Genomic DNA, 18,198 nt, shown 5'->3' with positions numbered 1-18,198 from the left:
TATCAAACCTAGTCGGTGATCTCTCACGGTCACGAGTCGCGAACCCGCACCCCTCGGACGGTGCGGCACGCAGCGCTCCCCTCACCTCAGGCCCCCAGACCGGTATGAATCGGGGCCTGCGAATGATCGGAACGGGGCCTACACGTGAACGGAAAGAACTAGGGGCCCGACCTCCAAGGTCGGACCCCTTCCGATCTGCATGTTTGCCAGATCAGCGACGTGGTGGCATGGCACCCGCTACACGTTGAAGCGGAACTCCACGACATCCCCGTCCTGCATCACGTAGTCCTTGCCCTCCATGCGCGCCTTGCCCTTGGCGCGGGCCTCGGCGACCGAGCCGGTTTCCACCAGGTCGGCGAAGGAGATGACCTCGGCCTTGATGAAGCCCTTCTGGAAGTCGGTGTGGATGACCCCGGCGGCCTCGGGGGCGGTGGCGCCCTTCTTGATGGTCCAGGCGCGGGATTCCTTGGGGCCGGCCGTCAGGTAGGTCTGCAGGCCGAGGGTGTTGAAACCGACGTGGGCGAGGGTGGCGAGGCCGGGCTCCTCCTGGCCGACGGACTGGAGGAGTTCGAGGGCCTCGTCCTCGTCGAGCTCGGCGAGGTCCGCCTCCAGCTTGGCGTTGAGGAAGATCGCCTCGGCGGGGGCGACGAGGGCGCGCTGCTCGTTCTTGAAGTCCTCGTCGATCAGCTCGTCCTCGTCGACGTTGAAGACGTACAGGAAGGGCTTCGTGGTCAGCAGGTGCAGGTCGTGCAGGAGCTCGTTGCGCTCGGTGCCCTGGACGATGCCGTGCGCGAAGAGCGTGTCGCCCTTCTCCAGGATCTCCTGGGCCTCCTCGACGGCCTTCACCTTCGGCGCGATGTCCTTCTTGATCCGCGACTCCTTCTGGAGCCGGGGCAGGACCTTCTCGATGGTCTGGAGGTCGGCGAGGATCAGCTCGGTGTTGATCGTCTCGATGTCGTCCTTGGGCGAGACCTTGCCGTCGACGTGTACGACGTTCTCGTCCTTGAAGGCGCGGATGACCTGGCAGATGGCGTCGGACTCACGGATGTTCGCGAGGAACTTGTTGCCCAGGCCCTCGCCCTCGGAGGCGCCGCGCACGATGCCCGCGATGTCGACGAAGTCGACGGTGGCCGGCAGGACACGCTGGGAGGAGAAGATCTCGGCCAGCTTGGTGAGGCGCGGGTCCGGGACGCCGACCACGCCGACGTTCGGCTCGATCGTGGCGAACGGGTAGTTGGCCGCCAGCACGTCGTTCTTGGTCAGGGCGTTGAACAGGGTCGACTTGCCGACATTCGGCAGACCGACGATTCCGATCGTGAGCGACACGTTGCGACTTCCCGTACGTGAGAGGACTTCAGGGGCTTGGCTGGGGCCCGGTCCTTCTTCGATCTTCGATGCAGATCGATCTTCGATGCAGATGCACGGGCCGATCCACCAGTCTACGGCGTACCGGCCCGGGCCCCTGCGCCCTGTCGAACACCTGGCCAAGGTCCGCCCCTGGGCGTGTCCGATCCCCGATTCACCACATAAGCCGACCTAGGTTGGAGCAGTGGAGCAATACAGGGCGGGACCTGCCGGGCACGGACCGCCACGCGGCACGCGAAGGAAGGTCGAGAAGGTGCGGGGAGGGGGCGGGGCCGTGGGAAGCGGGGGCCGGCCGGTGAGGGGCGCAGGCGGCGCGGTACGGGGAAGGGACGGGCCGACGCGGGCCTCGGGCGGACCAATGCGGGGTGCGGACACCGTGAAGCGCGGTGCGGAGGGACTGGCGCGAGGTGTGGGCGGAGCAGTGCGGGGAGAGGACAGCTTGGAGCGCGGCGCGAACGGCGCAGTGCGGGGCGCGGGCGAAACAGTGCGGGGCGGCAGCGAAGTGAAGACGGCGCGAGGGGACCGGCGCGGGGTGAAGACCGAGTGGTGCGGGGTGAGGGTCGTATGAGGCGGGGCGAGGGCGGATTCTCGCGAGGTGGGAGCGGCGCGGCTCGGTCGGCCTGGCCCACACGGTCAGCCTGGCCTGCTCGGTCCGCCCGGTCCGCAGGGGCCGTAGAGGCACCGGAGGCCGAGGCCGCGGGGACCCCGGAGGCCAGACGGGACGCAGCGGCTGCCCGTGCCGGCCGGCCCTCCCGGACCGCGCAACCCGCCTCGCCCCCGCGCGCCACCCGCCCCGTCTCCCAGCGCCGCCCGAGTTCGGTCCAGGCGGCAGCGGCGGTACCGCAACCCGTGTCGCCCCCGGCGCCGCAGGCTCTGCGCCGGTTCCCCAACCCCCGGCTCACCGGGCTGGGCAGCGGTCTGTTCTGCGGTGCCGTGATGGTCGTGCTCGGGTACCTCGACTCGCTGCTGTTCGGGACGTCGCTCACGCTGTACGGCGTGCTGTTCGTGCCGGTGTGTGTGCTGACGGCGGTCTGGGTGCGCGGGGGCGACCTGATGACCCCGCCGGTGGTCCTGCCGATCGCGTTCGCCGTGGGGCTGCTTCCGGTGTCCGACCACGGTGGAGGGATCAGCGGGCACCTGATGGGCCTCTTCACCGGCCTCGCCACTCAGGCCGGGTGGCTGTACGCGGGGACGCTGATCGCCGGTCTCATCGCGGTCGTACGCAGAGTGCGCCTGGTGGCGCGCAGGGAGGCGGCCCGGCGCCGGCAGGCGTGAGCGCCGACCCCACGGTCGGACGGTCGGCTAGCGGGCCTGCTCCGCCGCGTGCATCGCCGCACCCACGATGCCTGCGTTGTTCTGCAGCTGCGCCGGGACGATCTCCGCCTTGATGCCCTCGATGTGCGGCAGGAACTTGTGGGCCTTCCTGCTCACCCCGCCGCCGATGATGAACAGCTCCGGGGAGAACAGCATCTCGACATGGGCGAGGTACTTCTGGACGCGGTGGGCCCAGTGCTCCCAGGACAGGTCCTCGTCCTCCTTGGCCTTGCTGGAGGCACGCTTCTCGGCGTCGTGGCCGTGGAGTTCGAGGTGGCCCAGCTCGGTGTTGGGGACCAGGGCGCCGTCGGTGAACAGCGCGCTGCCGATGCCCGTGCCGAAAGTGAGGAGGATCACGGTGCCCCGGCGGTCGCGGCCCGCCCCGAAACGCATCTCGGCGACGCCGGCCGCGTCCGCGTCGTTGACCACCGTCACCGAGTGGCCGCCGAGGCGCTCGCTGAACAACGCGCGCGCGTCCGTGTCGATCCAGCTCTTGTCGACGTTGGCCGCCGTACGGATCGTGGAGCCGCCGGTGACCACGCCGGGGAAGGTGAGCCCGACCGGCCCTGTCCAGCCGTAGTGCTCGACGACCTGCTTCACACCGTCCGCCACCCCGTCCGGCGTGGCCGGGTGCGGAGTGAGCACCTTGAAGCGCTCCTCCGCCAGGTCGCCCCTGTCCAGGTCCACCGGGGCACCCTTGATCCCGGATCCGCCGATGTCCAAGCCGAAGATCTGCATGGCCCTACGTTACGACGAAGGACTGACAGTCACTCCCCGGAGTCGCCGGAACCGCCGGCCCCCGTGCGCTCGGCGATCAGCGCCGCCGCCTCATCGCGCAGGTCGCGGCGCAGTTCCTTCGGCAGCGAGAAGGTGATCGACTCCTCGGCCGCCCTGACCAGCTCGACGTCGCCGTAGCCACGCTGGGCCAGCCACTCCAGGACCTCCTCGACCAGCACCTCCGGGACGGACGCGCCGGAGGTGACGCCCACCGTGGTGACACCCTCCAGCCAGGCCTCCTCGATCTCGCTGGCGAAGTCCACGAGGTAGGCCTCGCGGGAGCCGGCCAGCTTGGCGACCTCGACCAGCCGCTTGGAGTTGGAGGAGTTGCGGGAGCCGACCACGATGACCAGCTCGGCCTCGGCGCCCATCTGCTTCACGGCGAGCTGGCGGTTCTGCGTGGCGTAGCAGATGTCGTCGCTGGGCGGGGAGATGAGCTGCGGGAACTTCTCCTTCAGCGCGTCGACGGTCTCCATGGTCTCGTCGACGGACAGGGTGGTCTGGGAGAGCCAGACGACCTTCGACTCGTCGCGGACCTCGACCTTGGCGACGTCGCCCGGGCCGTCGACGAGCTGGATGTGCTCGGGGGCCTCGCCGGACGTACCGATGACCTCTTCGTGGCCCTCGTGTCCGATCAGGAGGATGTCGTAGTCCTCGCCCGCGAAGCGGACGGCTTCCTTGTGGACCTTGGTGACCAGCGGGCAGGTGGCGTCGATGGTGGCGAGTTGGCCGCGCTTGGCCTCTTCGTGGACGACGGGGGCGACGCCGTGCGCGGAGAACATCACGATGTTCCCCGGCGGCACCTCCTCCGTGCGCTCGACGAAGATGGCGCCCTTCTTCTCCAGGGTCTGCACGACGTACTTGTTGTGGACGATCTCGTGCCGGACGTACACCGGAGCGCCGTACTGCTCCAGGGCTTTCTCGACGGCGATCACGGCGCGGTCCACACCCGCGCAGTAGCCACGGGGGGCGGCGAGCAGGACACGGCGGCCAGGCGAAGCAGTCATGCGTCCCATCGTAAGGGTGCGTTCGGCGGGTCGAAGATCGCATGGGTGTCAGGTTGGTGGGGACACTGGCCGTGGGCTGTGAGGGGTGGGAAACCGAGCGACGGACGAGGCACTGGCGGAGGCGTGATGTCCGGGACCGGCACGGCGGAACGTACGCCCGACGCGGGACACGAGCTACGCCGGAGCCTCGGCTTCCGTGACCTGGTCGTCTACGGGCTGCTGTTCATCGCGCCCATGGCGCCCGTCGGCGTGTTCGGCACGCTGGACGCGCGATCGCACGGGGCGGTCGCGCTGGTGTACCTCGTCGCGACGGTCGCCATGGCGTTCACGGCATTCAGCTACGCGCAGATGGTGCGGGTGGTCCCCCAGGCGGGGTCGGTGTTCGCCTACGCGCGCGTGGGGCTCGGTGAGCGGGCCGGATTCATCGCCGGCTGGATGGCGATGCTGGACTACCTCCTGATCCCCGCCGTCGCCTATCTCTTCTCCGGCATCGCGATGAACGCGCTGGTTCCGGAGGTCTCGCGATGGGTGTGGACCGCGCTGGCGGTGGTGATCACGACGCTGCTGAACCTGTGGGGCGTGCGGGTGGCGGCCCGGGTCGGTTTCCTGGTGCTCGCCATGGAGATCGTGGTCCTGCTGGTGTTCGTGGTGGCGGCGGTGATCGTGCTCGCGCGGGACGGGGCCGAGCGGGGGTGGCTGTCGCCGCTGTCGGGGGACGGTACGCAGGGTTCGTTCGAGGTGGCGGCTGTGATCGGCGCGGTGTCGATCGCTGTGCTGTCGTATCTGGGCTTCGACGCGATCGTCTCCTTCGCGGAGGAGGTGACCGGCGGGTCGGAGAAGGTGGCTCGGGCGGTGCTCCTCTGCCTTGCCCTGGCCGGGGTGCTGTTCATCGCCCAGACCTATCTGGTGGCGCTGCTGGAGCCGGTGTCGTCCGCTCAGCTGGCGGCCGAGCCGGAGCGGCAGGGGGCTGCGTTCTACGACGCCGTGGACGCGTCGGTGGGGACGTGGCTGCACGATCTTGTGGCCGTGAGCAAGGCGATCGGCGCGGCGTTCGCCGCGCTGGCGGGGCAGGCCGCGGCGGGGCGGTTGCTGTTCGCGATGGGGCGGGCGCGGGGGCTGCCGCGGGTGCTGTCCAGGACGGACTCCGGTGTGCCGCGGGTCGCTCTGCTGTGCGCGGGCGCCGTCACGCTGGTCGCTGCCGTGTGGGCGGCCCGGCGGGACGACGGGTTGGATCACTTGGCGTCGGTGGTCAACGTCGGGGCGCTGACGGCGTTCACGTTGCTGCACGCGAGCGTGGTGGGGTGCTTCGTGGTGCGGCGTGGGGGTGGGGATGGGGTTGAGAGCGGGGGGTCGGTGAGTTGGTGGCGGCATGGCGTGGTGCCGGTGGTGGGGGCGGCGATCACCATTGCGGTGATCGTGGAGGCGGCGGGGGTTGCGCAGGCGGTGGGGGCCGTTTGGTTGGGGGTGGGGGTTGTCGTCCTGGTTCTTCGCCCCCGCCGCCCCTACCCGTCCCGTCCTTGAAGGGGCTCCGCCGTCCTTGAAGGGGCTGCGCCCCGTCGACCCCGCTCCGACCGACTGGACCGCGTTGTCAGCCCTCCCCGTTACGCTCGGCGCATGGCTGTGAACACAACTCCCGAGTCCCCCCTGCCCGTCGGCGAGGTGTCCCGGCTCATCGGGGGCTGGATCGACCGGCTCGGGGCGATCTGGGTCGAGGGCCAGATCACCCAGCTGTCGCGCCGCCCCGGCGCCGGCGTCGTGTTCCTGACGTTGCGGGACCCGTCGTACGACATCTCCGTGAGCGTGACGGCGTACCGGCAGGTGTTCGACGCCGTCTCGGACGTGGTGAGCGAGGGCGCCCGCGTCGTCGTGCTCGCCAAGCCTGAGTGGTACACGCCCCGCGGCCAGCTCTCCCTGCGCGCCACGGAGATAAAGCCCGTCGGTGTCGGCGAGCTCCTCGCCCGGTTGGAGATGCTGAAGAAGTCCCTCGCCGCCGAGGGACTGTTCGCACCGGAGCGCAAGAAGCCGCTGCCCTTCCTCCCCCAGCTGATCGGCCTGGTCTGCGGCCGGGCCTCCGCGGCCGAGCGGGACGTATTGGAGAATGCCCGCCACCGCTGGCCCGCGGTCCGCTTCGAGGTGCGCAACGTCCCCGTGCAGGGCGTGCACGCCGTGCCGCAGGTCGTACAGGCGGTCAAGGAGCTCGACGCGATCGACGACGTGGATGTGATCATCGTCGCCCGGGGCGGTGGCAGCGTCGAGGATCTGCTGCCCTTCTCCGACGAGCAGCTGGTGCGGGCGGTCGCCTCATGCCGGACGCCGGTCGTGTCCGCCATCGGGCACGAGCCCGACAACCCCCTCCTCGACCACGTCGCCGACCTGCGCGCCTCCACCCCCACCGACGCCGCCAAGAAGGTCGTTCCGGACGTGGGTGAGGAGTACGAGCGGGTGCGGATGCTGCGCGGCCGGGCCCGGCGTTGTGTCGAGGCGCTCGTGGAGCGCGAGGAGCGGGGGCTCGCCCATGCGCTCGCGCGGCCCTCGATGGAGGATCCGCACCGGATGATCGACGAGCGCGCCGACCACGTGGCCTCGCTCCTCGACCGGAGCCGCCGCTGCGTCGGCCACCTCCTCGACCGCGCCGCCTCCGAGCTGACGCACACCCACGCGCGCGTGGTGGCCCTCTCCCCCGCGGCGACCCTGAAGCGGGGGTACGCGGTGCTGCAGAAGGCCGACGGGCATGTGGTCCGGGACCCGGACGAGGTGACGGCTGACGAGGCGCTGCGGGCGCGGGTCGCCGAGGGCGAGTTCTCCGTACGGGTCGACGCAGGAAGCGACGCACGAACCGATGCATAGGGTGGGCGAATGACCAGCAAGGTGGAAGAGGCACTCGGGTACGAGCAGGCCCGGGACGAGCTGATCGAGGTCGTACGGCGGCTGGAGGCGGGCGGCACGACGCTGGAGGAGTCCCTCGCGCTCTGGGAGCGGGGCGAGGAGCTGGCCAAGGTGTGCCGGCGCTGGCTGGACGGGGCGCGAGCACGGCTGGACGCGGCCCTCGCCGAGGAGGCCGAGGCCGAGCAGGAGGGCGGCGACGGGGCGGACGGCTCGGACGACCGGTAACGCATCAGCGGGGCTGTGAAGCGGATCACCAGACCCCGCTCTTTGTTGAAGCTTGAACTTATCTCGCGTACCGTCGATCCTGAAACCGGTCCCCGGTCCGTTTACGCGCACGACGCACGCACTACCCGAGAAGGTTCACGCATGTCTCTCGTTCTTGACCCCGCCGCCCAGGACCTGCTTTTCCGCGAGGCCCGCACCGCGAACACCTTCGCCGACGAGCCGGTGACCGAGGAGCAGGTCCAGGCCATCTACGACCTGGTCAAGTACGGTCCCACCGCCTTCAACCAGACCCCGCTGCGCATCACCCTGGTCCGCTCCGCCGAAGCCCGTGAGCGCCTGGTGCAGCACATGGCCGAGGGCAACCAGGCCAAGACCGCCGCCGCCCCGCTGGTCGCCATCCTGTCCGCGGACAACGAGTTCCACGAGGAGCTGCCGGCCCTCTTCCCGGCGTTCCCGCAGGCCAAGGACGTCTTCTTCAGCGAGCGCCCGGCCCGCGAGAACGCCGCCGGGCTGAACGCCGCCCTGCAGGCCGCGTACTTCATCGTCGGCGTCCGCGCCGCTGGGCTGGCCGCCGGCCCGATGACCGGCTTCGACTTCGAGGGTGTCCGCAAGGAGTTCCTGGACGACGACCACACCCCGCTGATGGTCGTGAACATCGGCAAGCCGGGCGCCGACGCCTGGTACCCGCGCTCCCCGCGCCTGGAGTACGACCAGGTCATCACGACGGTCTGACTCCGACCTGGCGCCGCTTGAACCAAGCGCATGACGAAGGCCCCCGGCTGCAACGCCGGGGGCCTTCGTCATGTTCGGGTGGTCACTCCGCCCGCGCGGTCACTCCGCCTTCAGGGCCTTCGCCATCTGCGTCAGCTGCTCGAACGAGCCGGTGCCCGCCACCACGGTCGTCGCGCCCTTGTCCTGGTGCACCAGCGCCTCGTACCGGCCACCCGAGTACCGCGTCCACGTCCGGTCGCCGATCTCCTCGGTGTCCTTGGTCGCCTGTCCGCCCTGGGTGGCCTCCTCCAGGAACGTCGCCGGCTTCTCGGTCGACTGCTCGACCTGTACGTACTGCCCGCCGGAGAGGTGGAAGCCGAGATGCCAGGCGTCGTAGTCGTCGCCCTTGAAGCGGACGGACGTCGCCTTCCAGGTGTCGGGCAGCCCCTGGGGCGCGACCACCGGGTACGACGCCGCGCGGCGGGCGGTGAGCAGCTCGACGCGGTAGTCGACCCGGGGGAGGTCGGGATCGCCGTCGTCATGCGGGACGAAGAGATAGATGACTCCCGCCGCGAGCACGGTCACTCCGAGCGAGAGCACCATGTTGCGGACCGACTTCTGCTTGCCGTTCGAACCTGCCACGCCCCCTATCGTCGCAGGTGCCCCGGCTGCTCATCCGTGGGGCCCCCTGCTCATCCTGCGCGCCCGAGGATAGAGTCAGGGCGGTCACCCTCATCCGGCCGTCGTCGTATCAGAAAGGTGCGCCTCGATGACCGAGAATCATCATCATCTGCCGTCCGAGCTCGAAGTACCCAGCGAAGCCCCCGACCGCAACCTCGCCCTGGAACTGGTCCGTGTGACCGAGGCAGCGGCGATGGCCGCGGGCCGTTGGGTCGGCCGGGGCGACAAGAACGGCGCCGACGGCGCCGCGGTGCGCGCCATGCGGACCCTCGTCCACACCGTGTCTATGAACGGCGTCGTCGTCATCGGTGAGGGCGAGAAGGACGAAGCGCCGATGCTCTTCAACGGGGAGCGGGTCGGCGACGGCACCGGAGCCGAGGTCGACATCGCCGTCGACCCGATCGACGGGACCACGCTGACCGCGAAGGGCATGCCCAACGCGATCTCCGTGCTCGCCGCGGCGGACCGAGGGTCCATGTTCGACCCGTCCGCCGTCTTCTACATGGACAAGCTGGTCACCGGCCCCGAGGCCGCCGACTTCGTCGACATCGACGCGCCCGTGGCCGTCAACATCCGACGGGTCGCGAAGGCGAAGCGGTCCACGCCCGAGGACGTCACCGTCGTCATCCTGGACCGGCCCCGGCACGAGGGCATCATCAAGGAGATCCGGGACGCCGGTGCGCGGATCAAGCTGATCTCCGACGGCGATGTCGCCGGGTCGATCTACGCGCTGCGCGAGGGCACCGGCGTCGACATGCTGCTCGGCGTCGGCGGTACGCCGGAGGGGATCATCTCGGCCTGTGCCGTGAAGTGTCTCGGCGGGACCATCCAGGGCAAGCTGTGGCCGAAGGACGACGAGGAGCGGCAGCGGGCGATCGACGCCGGGCACGACCTGGACCGCGTCCTGATGACCGATGACCTGGTCGCCGGGGACAACGTGTTCTTCGTCGCCACCGGGATCACCGACGGTGAGCTGCTGCGGGGTGTGCGGTACCGGTCGGAGAACGCGACGACCGACTCGATCGTGATGCGGTCGAAGTCGGGCACGGTGCGGCGGATTGATTCCGAGCACCGGCTCAGCAAGCTGCGGGCGTACAGCGCGATCGATTTCGACCGCGCGAAGTAGCGCCCAGGGGCTCGGGACCGCGGAACGTCGGCGGCTGCGCCACGCCCCCTGAGCCCAGCTCACAGCCGAACAGGGCGCCCCCGGTGCGGAGGGGGCGCCCTGTTTCTTGCTTCTCAGCCCGCCTGCGCTATGCGGTTGGTCGTCCTCGCCGTCTTCTGCAGTTCCATCTCGCGGCGCCTGCGCCTTGCCAGGACCACTCGGCGTTCGGCTGCGGTGAGGCCGCCCCAGACGCCGTACGGCTCTGGCTGGAGCAGGGCGTGCTCGCGGCACTCGACCATGACCGGACAGCGGGCGCAGACCCGCTTGGCGGCCTCTTCACGGGAGAGGCGGGCCGCGGTGGGCTCCTTGGAGGGGGCGAAGAAGAGGCCCGCCTCGTCACGCCGGCACACGGCCTCCGTATGCCATGGGGCGTCTTGATCCCTGTCTCGCGCTGGCACCCGCTGGGCCGGAACGGCGGCTACCTGCAGGGACGAATGCGGCGGTTGCAGCACGGTCTACTCCTGACGACGGCTTCGCGAGCGAGAGACGATGCAGCAAGGTCTACCCGCTGTACGCGCGCCTATGCAGTCAGTTCCGAACCGCTGGATTTCGGGGGGTCCTGCGCGGCGTTGCGCGGCCCCCGGAAGGGCCCGGGAGCCAGGAAGGAACCGGTCCGCTTCACAACCGTCAATGATCCAGATGCTTGCGCAAACCCTTGTCGAGCTTGCGCTGCACGCGGTCGAGTATGTCCGCGACGAGCTTCCCCCGCTTCGCCCTGCCCTCGATGTTGCCGAGCACGGCCCAGCCGTCGACATGGACGACCGGCGCATGCGGGTCCTCCGAGTCGAGGTGATCCACCTCGAAGTTGCCGAGGACGCCGCCGCCGGTGCCGCGCAGCGAGACGTTCTCCGGGACGCGGACCTCGACGTTGCCGAAGACCGAGATCGCCCGGATCATCACCTGCTGGTACTCGAAGAGGGCCTCGCTGAGGTCTATCTCCACGCTGCCGAAGATCGCGTACGCGTGGATGCGGCGGCCCGCGCGCCAGCGGCCCTTGCGGACGGCGCTGCTGAACACCGCGACCACGTTGTCGTCGGGCTCGGCCGGGATCGCGCCCGGGGCGGGGCGGCCGGGGGCGGGCACATTGGGTGCGCGGCGCTGGTGGGCGGCGGGCAGGTCGCGGATGAAGACGTCCAGTTCACCGACCGTCTTGGCGGCCAGCACGCCCTCGACGCGCTCGGCGTGCTCGTCGGCGGTGAGTCGGCCCTCGGCCAGGGCGTCGCGCAGGATGTCGGCGATCCGGTCGCGGTCCGCGTCGGAGGCACGGAGCTCGCCGGCGGCAGCGGGTGCGGTCTGCTTCTGAAGGTCCACGGCAGCAGCGTACCCAAACACGATAGATCGCGATAGACCCCGTTCGATGCCCGGTCACCGGGCATCGAACTGAGCCTTACCTCACAAGCTCGCTGTCGGAGGCAGGTTCTACGCTGGTGGACGCTGCCAATGGAGGCCAGCCGCTGTCTGTCGAGTGAGGAATGGGCGACATGCCTGAGTTCGCGTACACCGATCTGCTCCCCATGGGAGAGGACACCACCCCGTACCGGCTGGTGACCTCCGAGGGTGTCACCACCTTCGAGGCCGACGGGCGGACGTTCCTCAAGGTGGAGCCCGAGGCGCTGCGCAAGCTGGCCGAGGAGGCCATCCACGACATCCAGCACTACCTGCGGCCCGCGCACCTCGCGCAGCTGCGGCGGATCATCGACGACCCCGAGGCGTCGGGCAACGACAAGTTCGTGGCGCTGGACCTGCTGAAGAACGCCAACATCGCGGCCGCGGGCGTGCTGCCCATGTGCCAGGACACCGGCACCGCGATCGTGATGGGCAAACGCGGGCAGAACGTGCTCACCGAGGGCGGCGACGAGGAGGCCCTCAGCCGGGGTGTCTACGACGCGTACCTGAATCTCAACCTGCGTTACTCGCAGATGGCTCCCCTCACCATGTGGGAGGAGAAGAACACCGGGTCGAACCTGCCCGCGCAGATCGAGCTGTACGCCACCGACGGCGGCGCCTACAAGTTCCTGTTCATGGCGAAGGGCGGCGGCTCCGCCAACAAGTCCTTCCTCTACCAGGAGACGAAGGCCGTCCTGAACGAGGCCTCCATGATGAAGTTCCTGGAGGAGAAGATCCGCTCGCTCGGTACGGCCGCCTGCCCGCCGTACCACCTGGCGATCGTCGTCGGCGGCACGTCCGCCGAGTACGCGCTGAAGACCGCCAAGTACGCCTCCGCGCACTACCTGGACGAGATTCCGGCCGAGGGCTCGCCGCTCGGGCACGGGTTCCGGGACAAGGATCTGGAGGAGAAGGTCTTCGAGCTGACGCAGAAGATCGGGATCGGCGCGCAGTTCGGCGGCAAGTACTTCTGCCATGACGTGCGCGTGGTGCGGCTGCCGCGGCACGGTGCCTCGTGCCCCGTCGCCATCGCCGTGTCCTGCTCGGCCGACCGGCAGGCCGTCGCGAAGATCACCGCCGAGGGCGTCTTCCTGGAGCAGCTGGAGACCGACCCGGCGCGGTTCCTGCCGGAGACGACGGACGAGCACCTCGACGAGTCCTCGGACGTGGTGAAGATCGACCTGAACCAGCCGATGGACGAGATCCTCGCCGAGCTGACCAAGTACCCGGTCAAGACCCGGCTCTCGCTCACCGGTCCGCTGGTCGTGGCCCGCGACATCGCGCACGCCAAGATCAAGGAGCGGCTGGACGCGGGCGAGGAGATGCCGCAGTACCTCAAGGACCACCCGGTGTACTACGCCGGCCCGGCCAAGACGCCGGAGGGCTACGCGTCGGGTTCCTTCGGTCCCACGACCGCCGGGCGCATGGACTCCTACGTCGAGCAGTTCCAGGCGGCCGGCGGCTCCAAGGTGATGCTCGCGAAGGGCAACCGGAGCAAGCAGGTCACGGACGCGTGCGGCACGCACGGCGGCTTCTACCTCGGCTCCATCGGCGGCCCGGCCGCCCGCCTCGCCCAGGACTGCATCAAGAAGGTCGAGGTCGTCGAGTACGAGGAGCTCGGCATGGAGGCCGTCTGGAAGATCGAGGTCGAGGACTTCCCGGCGTTCATCGTCGTCGACGACAAGGGCAACGACTTCTTCCAGGACCCGGCGCCCGCGCCGACGTTCACGTCGATTCCGGTGCGGGGGCCGGGGCTGGCGTAGTTCCTGCGGCGGCGCGGCACACAATCGGTCTTCGCCCCCGCAGCCCCTACCCGTCCCGTCCTTGAAGGGGCTCCGCCCCTGTGACCCCGTCCAGGGGGCTCTGCCCCCTGGACCCCCGCTCCTCAAACGCCGGAGGGGCTGAATTTCGGGTAGGGGTGGCGGGAGCGAGACCCCTCGCTGACACACGGATGGGCCAAGCACAGGAACAACCCCGCCGCCCAGCACGCTTACTCAGGCATGAGCGACTACCGCATCGAGCACGACTCCATGGGCGAGGTCCGGGTGCCCGCCGACGCCAAGTGGCGGGCCCAGACCCAGCGTGCCGTCGAGAACTTTCCCGTCTCCGGGCAGCGCATCGAGCGGGCCCATATCGAGGCCCTGGCCAGGATCAAGGGCGCCGCCGCGAAGGTGAACGCCGAACTGGGAGTGCTCGACAAGGACATCGCCGAGGCCGTCCAGGACGCCGCCGCGGAGGTCGCCGAGGGGCGGTGGGACGAGCACTTCCCGGTCGACGTGTTCCAGACCGGTTCCGGCACCTCGTCCAACATGAACACCAACGAGGTCGTCGCCACCCTCGCCACCGAGCGGCTCGGGCGTGACGTGCATCCCAACGACCACGTCAACGCCTCGCAGTCCTCCAACGACGTCTTCCCCTCCTCCATCCACATCGCCGCCACCGCCGCCGTCACCCGCGACCTGATCCCGGCACTGGAGCACCTCGCCGGGTCGCTGGAGCGCAAGGCCGAGGAGTTCGCCGATGTCGTGAAGTCGGGGCGGACCCATCTCATGGATGCCACGCCCGTGACGCTGGGGCAGGAGTTCGGCGGTTACGCCGCCCAGGTGCGGTACGGCGTCGAGCGGCTGCAGGCCTCCCTCCCCCGGCTCGCCGAACTCCCCCTGGGCGGCACGGCCGTGGGCACCGGCATCAACACGCCCCCCGGGTTCTCCGCCGCCGTCATCGCGGAGGTGGCCCGCGCCACCGGGCTCCCGCTCACCGAGGCGCGCGACCACTTCGAGGCACAGGGCGCCCGCGACGGGATCGTCGAGACCAGCGGGCAGCTGCGGACCATCGCCGTCGGACTGACCAAGATCGCCAATGATCTGCGGTGGATGTCCTCCGGGCCGCGTACCGGCCTCGCGGAGATCAGCCTCCCCGACCTCCAGCCGGGGTCCTCGATCATGCCCGGCAAGGTCAACCCGGTCATTCCGGAGGCCGTCCTCATGGTCGCCGCGCAGGTCGTCGGCAACGACGCCACCGTGGCCACCGCCGGCGCCGCGGGCAATTTCGAGCTGAATGTGATGCTTCCGGTCATCGCGAAGAACGTCCTGGAATCCATCCGACTGCTCGCCAACGCGTCCCGGCTGCTGGCCGACCGCACCGTCGACGGCATCGTCGCCCACCGCGAACGGGCCCTGGAGTACGCCGAGTCGTCACCCTCCGTCGTCACGCCGCTCAACAAGTACATCGGGTACGAGGAGGCGGCGAAGGTCGCCAAGAAGGCCCTCGCGGAGCGGAAGACGATCCGCCAAGTCGTCGTGGAGAACGGGTACGTGGAGCGCGGCGACCTCACCGTCCAGCAGTTGGACGAGGCCCTCGATGTCCTGCGGATGACACGGCCGTAACCGTTGAGCACGACGGCGTGAACCGTGACGGACACCGCAGCGTCGTATGCCTGTGGCACCTAATATCTGTCCATGGAAGACGGTGGAGCGGTGACGACGGAAGTGGAAGCAGGTGGCTCGACCCGCTTCTGGGCGCCCGGGGCCCAGATCCTGTGGCGGTACCGGGAGAACGCGGGCCGGCGCTTCCACATCGCGCGTCCCGTCACCGTCGTACGGGACGACGACGAGATCCTCGCCGTATGGCTGGCTCCGGGCACCGAGTGTGTGAAGCCCGTGCTCGCCGACGGGACGGCCGTGCACCTGGAACCCCTGGAGACGCGGTACACCAAGCCGCGCGCCGTCCAGCGCGACCGGTGGTTCGGGACCGGGGTGCTGAAGCTCGCGCGGCCCGGTGAGCCGTGGTCGGTGTGGCTGTTCTGGGAGCCGGGATGGCTGTTCAAGAACTGGTACGTGAACCTCGAGGAACCGCTGGCCCGTTGGGCGGGCGGGGTGGACTCCGAGGACCACTTCCTCGACATCTCCGTGCACCCGGACCGCAGTTGGCACTGGCGGGACGAGGACGAGTTCGCGCAGGCCCAGCGGGACGGACTGGTGGACGACAGGCTCGCCGCGCGGGTGCGTAAAGCGGGACGCGGCGCGGTCGAGGTGATCCGCGCCTGGGGGCCTCCTTTCTCGGACGACTGGCAGCACTGGCGCCCGGATCCCACCTGGGCTGTACCTTCTTTGCCTGAGGACTGGGATCGCACGCCCGCGCACATGTCCTCATGAGACCCTTGATGCGCCCCCGGGCAACAAACGTAGGATCGTCCTCCGCAAGGGCGCACTTGGGCGGCAACTACCGGAGTGCGCGCCGGGCTTGACCGATCGTCACCGAGGGGCGGCAGGACGTGAGCGAGGGTTACCAGGGCAACGCCGCCAGGGCCGGCGGGGCTTTCGACGCCGGTCCTGGGAGCAGACGCCCCACCGGCGGCACAGGAACCGCCCCTGGCCACGCGGGAATTCCGTTCCTGGGGCACGTATTGCGGGTATCGGAGTTTCGGCGGGACGAACTGCGCGCGCGGCGCGCAGCCCCGGACGGATGGATTCGAAAGGCGTGACGGAGCAGCCGACCTCCTTCGAACGCCCCGAGACGGGCGTCGACCCCGCGGAGTCCCGCGGGGCGCTCGTGCGTACCTCGACACAGTCGACACCGCACCCCACGCCTTCGCACTCCACGCCGTCACACACCCCTGGTGGCGGCGCAGGCGCAGGCACCCCCTTACCCGCGCAGGCGCGCACCGGAGAGACCCCCTCCACGCCGGGCACCACCGCACCGTCCGGCCCGAGCAAGGAGCCCTCAGACATCGCCGGCAACGGCCCCGAGCACTCGCAGCCCTCCGTCGCCGCCGAGCCCGACACGCACCGGCCGCGGCCCGTTCCGGAGGCCATTCCGCCGCAGCCCGGCGCCGAGCCGCCGCAGTCGTCCGCCGAACGGCGCACCGGACAGGGCGTGGTGCCCGGCCGGCCCACGCCCATGCGGCGGGACGGTGACCGGCTGCGCTTCGTGGGCGCCGCCACCCGGCGGATCGCCCGCGGCATCGACCTGGACGAGATCGTGATGGGGCTGTGCCGGGCGACCGTGCCAACCTTCTCCGACGCGATCCTGGTCTATCTGCGCGACCCGCTGCCGGTCGGCGACGAGCGGCCCACGGGGCCCGTCGTGCTGCGGTTGCGCCGCACCGACCGGATCCCGGAGGAGCGGGACACCGAAGGCAGCTTCCTGCCCTCGGGGGCGCAGCAGCCGGAGCCGACCGAGCTGTCGGAACTGTCCGCCCTCACCGCCGAACTGTGCGAGGTGCGGCCCGGCGGCGCGCTCGCCGAGGTGCTGCGCGGTGTGCGTCCCGTCTTCGCCGACGCGCCCGCCGCCCGCGCCGCCCTGCCCGAACTGCTCGGCGACGACGGCGAGTTGATCATCCCCGACGGTCAGCGCGCGATCCTCGCCCCGCTGCGCGGCCGGCGCCGTGTCATCGGCGCCGCGGTGTTCCTGCGCCGCCCGGAGCGCCTCGCCTTCGAGCCCGACGACCTCCTCGTCGCCGCCCAGCTCGCCACGCACAGCGCGCTCGGCATCGACAAGGCGGTGCTGTACGGCCGTGAGGCGTACATCGCCGACGAGCTCCAGCGCACCATGCTGCCCGAGACGCTCCCCCGCCCGACCGGCGTACGGCTGGCGTCCCGTTACCTCCCGGCGGCCGAGACGGCCCGGGTGGGCGGCGACTGGTACGACGCGATCCCGCTGCCCGGCAGCCGCGTCGCCCTCGTGGTCGGCGACGTCATGGGCCACTCCATGACCTCGGCCGCGATCATGGGTCAGCTGCGGACCACGGCCCAGACCCTCGCCGGTCTCGACCTGCCCCCGCAGGAGGTCCTGCACCACCTCGACGAGCAGGCCCAGCGGCTGGGCACCGACCGCATGGCGACCTGCCTGTACGCCGTCTACGACCCGGTATCGCACCGCATCACCATCGCCAACGCGGGCCATCCGCCGCCCGTACTGCTGCACCTGGGCGGCCGCGCGGAGGTGCTGCGGGTGCCGGCGGGCGCCCCGATCGGCGTCGGCGGTGTCGACTTCGAGGCCGTGGAACTGGACGCACCGGCCGGAGCGACCCTGCTCCTCTACACCGACGGCCTGGTCGAGTCCCGCCTGCGTGACGTGTGGACCGGCATAGAGCAGCTGCGCGAGAAGCTCGCCGCGACCGCGCAGCTCACCGGGCCCGACCATCCGCCACCCCTCGAGGCCCTGTGCGACGAGGTCCTCGACATGCTCGGCCCGGGCGACCGCGACGACGACATCGCGCTGCTCGCCGCCCGCTTCGACGGGATCGCACCCAGCGACGTGGCGTACTGGTTCCTGGAGCCGGAGGACGCCGCCCCCGGGCGCGCCCGGCGCCTGGCCCGCCGCGCCCTCGCGCGCTGGGGCATGGAGGAACTCACCGACTCGGTCGAGCTGTTGGTCAGCGAGGTCGTGACCAACGCGGTGCGCTATGCCTCTCGGCCGGTGACGTTGCGCCTGCTGCGGACCGATGTGCTGCGCTGCGAGGTCGGGGACGACGTGCCGCAGCTGCCACGGCTGCGGCAGGCCCGGGCCACGGACGAAGGCGGCCGGGGGCTCTACCTGGTCAATCGGCTGGCTCGGCGCTGGGGCGCGACCCGGTTGAGTACCGGCAAGGTCGTGTGGTTCGAGTTGAATCGCGGCTAAGCGCCGTACCGGGACTGCGCGGTCCCGCCTGCGGGTTCGTCGTGGCTTGTCGCGCCCGCG

16 protein-coding genes are annotated in these 18,198 nt (G+C 70.4%); 10 read left to right on the top strand and 6 right to left on the bottom strand.

The genetic code is table 11. From position 1 onward, the window contains the following. Positions 1-237 precede the first annotated feature (237 nt). Complete coding sequence (gene ychF / locus ACZ7M7_RS09745) at positions 238-1,326, bottom strand: redox-regulated ATPase YchF (protein ID WP_383603375.1); 1,089 nt, start codon at positions 1,324-1,326, stop codon at positions 238-240. Between the two features lie 888 nt (positions 1,327-2,214). On the opposite strand from ychF, the gene ACZ7M7_RS09740 reads away from it, so the two are divergent. Next, complete coding sequence (locus ACZ7M7_RS09740) at positions 2,215-2,640, top strand: DUF6542 domain-containing protein (protein ID WP_472114545.1); 426 nt, start codon at positions 2,215-2,217, stop codon at positions 2,638-2,640. Between the two features lie 27 nt (positions 2,641-2,667). Here the strand turns inward: ACZ7M7_RS09740 and ppgK are convergent, their stop codons facing one another. After that, the gene (gene ppgK / locus ACZ7M7_RS09735) at positions 2,668-3,417 is read right to left on the bottom strand and encodes a polyphosphate--glucose phosphotransferase (RefSeq protein WP_383603381.1); all 750 of its coding nucleotides are present in this window, start codon (positions 3,415-3,417) and stop codon (positions 2,668-2,670) included. Positions 3,418-3,446: 29 nt separating this feature from the next. Further along, positions 3,447-4,463, bottom strand: coding sequence for a 4-hydroxy-3-methylbut-2-enyl diphosphate reductase (locus ACZ7M7_RS09730; protein WP_383628094.1), 1,017 nt, complete (start codon positions 4,461-4,463; stop codon positions 3,447-3,449). Between the two features lie 126 nt (positions 4,464-4,589). Here ACZ7M7_RS09730 and ACZ7M7_RS09725 point away from each other — a divergent pair, with 126 nt between their 5' ends. The 4 genes from ACZ7M7_RS09725 (at position 4,590) to ACZ7M7_RS09710 (ending at position 8,306) form a co-directional block, all read left to right on the top strand. Continuing rightward, entirely contained in the window at positions 4,590-5,984 is a 1,395-nt protein-coding gene (locus ACZ7M7_RS09725) for an APC family permease (RefSeq protein ID WP_472114542.1), read from the top strand. 93 nt (positions 5,985-6,077) lie between these two features. Next, positions 6,078-7,310, top strand: coding sequence for an exodeoxyribonuclease VII large subunit (xseA, locus tag ACZ7M7_RS09720; protein WP_383603389.1), 1,233 nt, complete (start codon positions 6,078-6,080; stop codon positions 7,308-7,310). Between the two features lie 9 nt (positions 7,311-7,319). Then, on the top strand, positions 7,320-7,574 hold the full coding sequence (locus ACZ7M7_RS09715) for an exodeoxyribonuclease VII small subunit (RefSeq protein WP_383603391.1): 255 nt from the start codon (positions 7,320-7,322) through the stop codon (positions 7,572-7,574). A gap of 141 nt (positions 7,575-7,715) precedes the next feature. Then, positions 7,716-8,306, top strand: a complete 591-nt coding sequence (locus tag ACZ7M7_RS09710) for a malonic semialdehyde reductase (protein ID WP_383603394.1) — start codon at positions 7,716-7,718, stop codon at positions 8,304-8,306. Between the two features lie 99 nt (positions 8,307-8,405). Here the strand turns inward: ACZ7M7_RS09710 and ACZ7M7_RS09705 are convergent, their stop codons facing one another. Further along, positions 8,406-8,927 carry a DUF4245 domain-containing protein gene (locus ACZ7M7_RS09705; protein WP_383603397.1) on the bottom strand — a complete coding sequence of 174 codons (522 nt, stop codon included), beginning with the start codon at positions 8,925-8,927 and terminating at the stop codon, positions 8,406-8,408. 127 nt (positions 8,928-9,054) lie between these two features. Between ACZ7M7_RS09705 and glpX the strand changes: the two genes are divergently transcribed. Next, positions 9,055-10,092: a class II fructose-bisphosphatase gene (gene glpX / locus ACZ7M7_RS09700; protein WP_328423943.1), complete on the top strand. Its 1,038-nt coding sequence runs from the start codon at positions 9,055-9,057 to the stop codon at positions 10,090-10,092. Between the two features lie 113 nt (positions 10,093-10,205). Here glpX and ACZ7M7_RS09695 read toward each other — a convergent pair whose 3' ends face one another. Beyond that, on the bottom strand, positions 10,206-10,583 hold the full coding sequence (locus ACZ7M7_RS09695) for a WhiB family transcriptional regulator (protein ID WP_383603400.1): 378 nt from the start codon (positions 10,581-10,583) through the stop codon (positions 10,206-10,208). 175 nt (positions 10,584-10,758) lie between these two features. Further along, positions 10,759-11,442 carry a DUF1707 SHOCT-like domain-containing protein gene (locus tag ACZ7M7_RS09690; protein WP_472114537.1) on the bottom strand — a complete coding sequence of 228 codons (684 nt, stop codon included), beginning with the start codon at positions 11,440-11,442 and terminating at the stop codon, positions 10,759-10,761. A gap of 170 nt (positions 11,443-11,612) precedes the next feature. On the opposite strand from ACZ7M7_RS09690, the gene ACZ7M7_RS09685 reads away from it, so the two are divergent. The 4 genes from ACZ7M7_RS09685 (at position 11,613) to ACZ7M7_RS09670 (ending at position 18,138) form a co-directional block, all read left to right on the top strand. Continuing rightward, the gene (locus ACZ7M7_RS09685; protein WP_470948416.1) at positions 11,613-13,280 is read left to right on the top strand and encodes a fumarate hydratase; all 1,668 of its coding nucleotides are present in this window, start codon (positions 11,613-11,615) and stop codon (positions 13,278-13,280) included. Between the two features lie 237 nt (positions 13,281-13,517). After that, positions 13,518-14,903 carry a class II fumarate hydratase gene (locus ACZ7M7_RS09680; protein WP_383603408.1) on the top strand — a complete coding sequence of 462 codons (1,386 nt, stop codon included), beginning with the start codon at positions 13,518-13,520 and terminating at the stop codon, positions 14,901-14,903. Positions 14,904-14,975: 72 nt separating this feature from the next. Beyond that, positions 14,976-15,671, top strand: coding sequence for a cytidylyl-2-hydroxypropylphosphonate hydrolase (gene fomD / locus ACZ7M7_RS09675; RefSeq protein ID WP_383603411.1), 696 nt, complete (start codon positions 14,976-14,978; stop codon positions 15,669-15,671). 310 nt (positions 15,672-15,981) lie between these two features. Then, on the top strand, positions 15,982-18,138 hold the full coding sequence (locus ACZ7M7_RS09670) for a SpoIIE family protein phosphatase (RefSeq protein WP_383603413.1): 2,157 nt from the start codon (positions 15,982-15,984) through the stop codon (positions 18,136-18,138). The last annotated feature ends 60 nt before the right edge of the window (positions 18,139-18,198 follow it).

The sequence above is a fragment of the Streptomyces sp. NPDC111606 genome (assembly GCF_055656945.1).
This window is presented reverse-complemented; position numbering and strand designations above follow the sequence as displayed.

Bases quoted from the DNA above. Each gene is read 5' to 3' on its own strand.
- ppgK (WP_383603381.1), bottom strand. From the start codon at position 3,417: ATGCAGATCTTCGGCTTGGACATCGGCGGATCCGGGATCAAGGGTGCC.
- ACZ7M7_RS09730 (WP_383628094.1), bottom strand. From the start codon at position 4,463: ATGACTGCTTCGCCTGGCCGCCGTGTCCTGCTCGCCGCCCCCCGTGGC.
- ACZ7M7_RS09725 (WP_472114542.1), top strand. From the start codon at position 4,590: ATGTCCGGGACCGGCACGGCGGAACGTACGCCCGACGCGGGACACGAG.
- xseA (WP_383603389.1), top strand. From the start codon at position 6,078: ATGGCTGTGAACACAACTCCCGAGTCCCCCCTGCCCGTCGGCGAGGTG.
- ACZ7M7_RS09715 (WP_383603391.1), top strand. From the start codon at position 7,320: ATGACCAGCAAGGTGGAAGAGGCACTCGGGTACGAGCAGGCCCGGGAC.
- ACZ7M7_RS09710 (WP_383603394.1), top strand. From the start codon at position 7,716: ATGTCTCTCGTTCTTGACCCCGCCGCCCAGGACCTGCTTTTCCGCGAG.
- glpX (WP_328423943.1), top strand. From the start codon at position 9,055: ATGACCGAGAATCATCATCATCTGCCGTCCGAGCTCGAAGTACCCAGC.
- ACZ7M7_RS09685 (WP_470948416.1), top strand. From the start codon at position 11,613: ATGCCTGAGTTCGCGTACACCGATCTGCTCCCCATGGGAGAGGACACC.
- ACZ7M7_RS09680 (WP_383603408.1), top strand. From the start codon at position 13,518: ATGAGCGACTACCGCATCGAGCACGACTCCATGGGCGAGGTCCGGGTG.
- fomD (WP_383603411.1), top strand. From the start codon at position 14,976: ATGGAAGACGGTGGAGCGGTGACGACGGAAGTGGAAGCAGGTGGCTCG.
- ACZ7M7_RS09670 (WP_383603413.1), top strand. From the start codon at position 15,982: ATGGATTCGAAAGGCGTGACGGAGCAGCCGACCTCCTTCGAACGCCCC.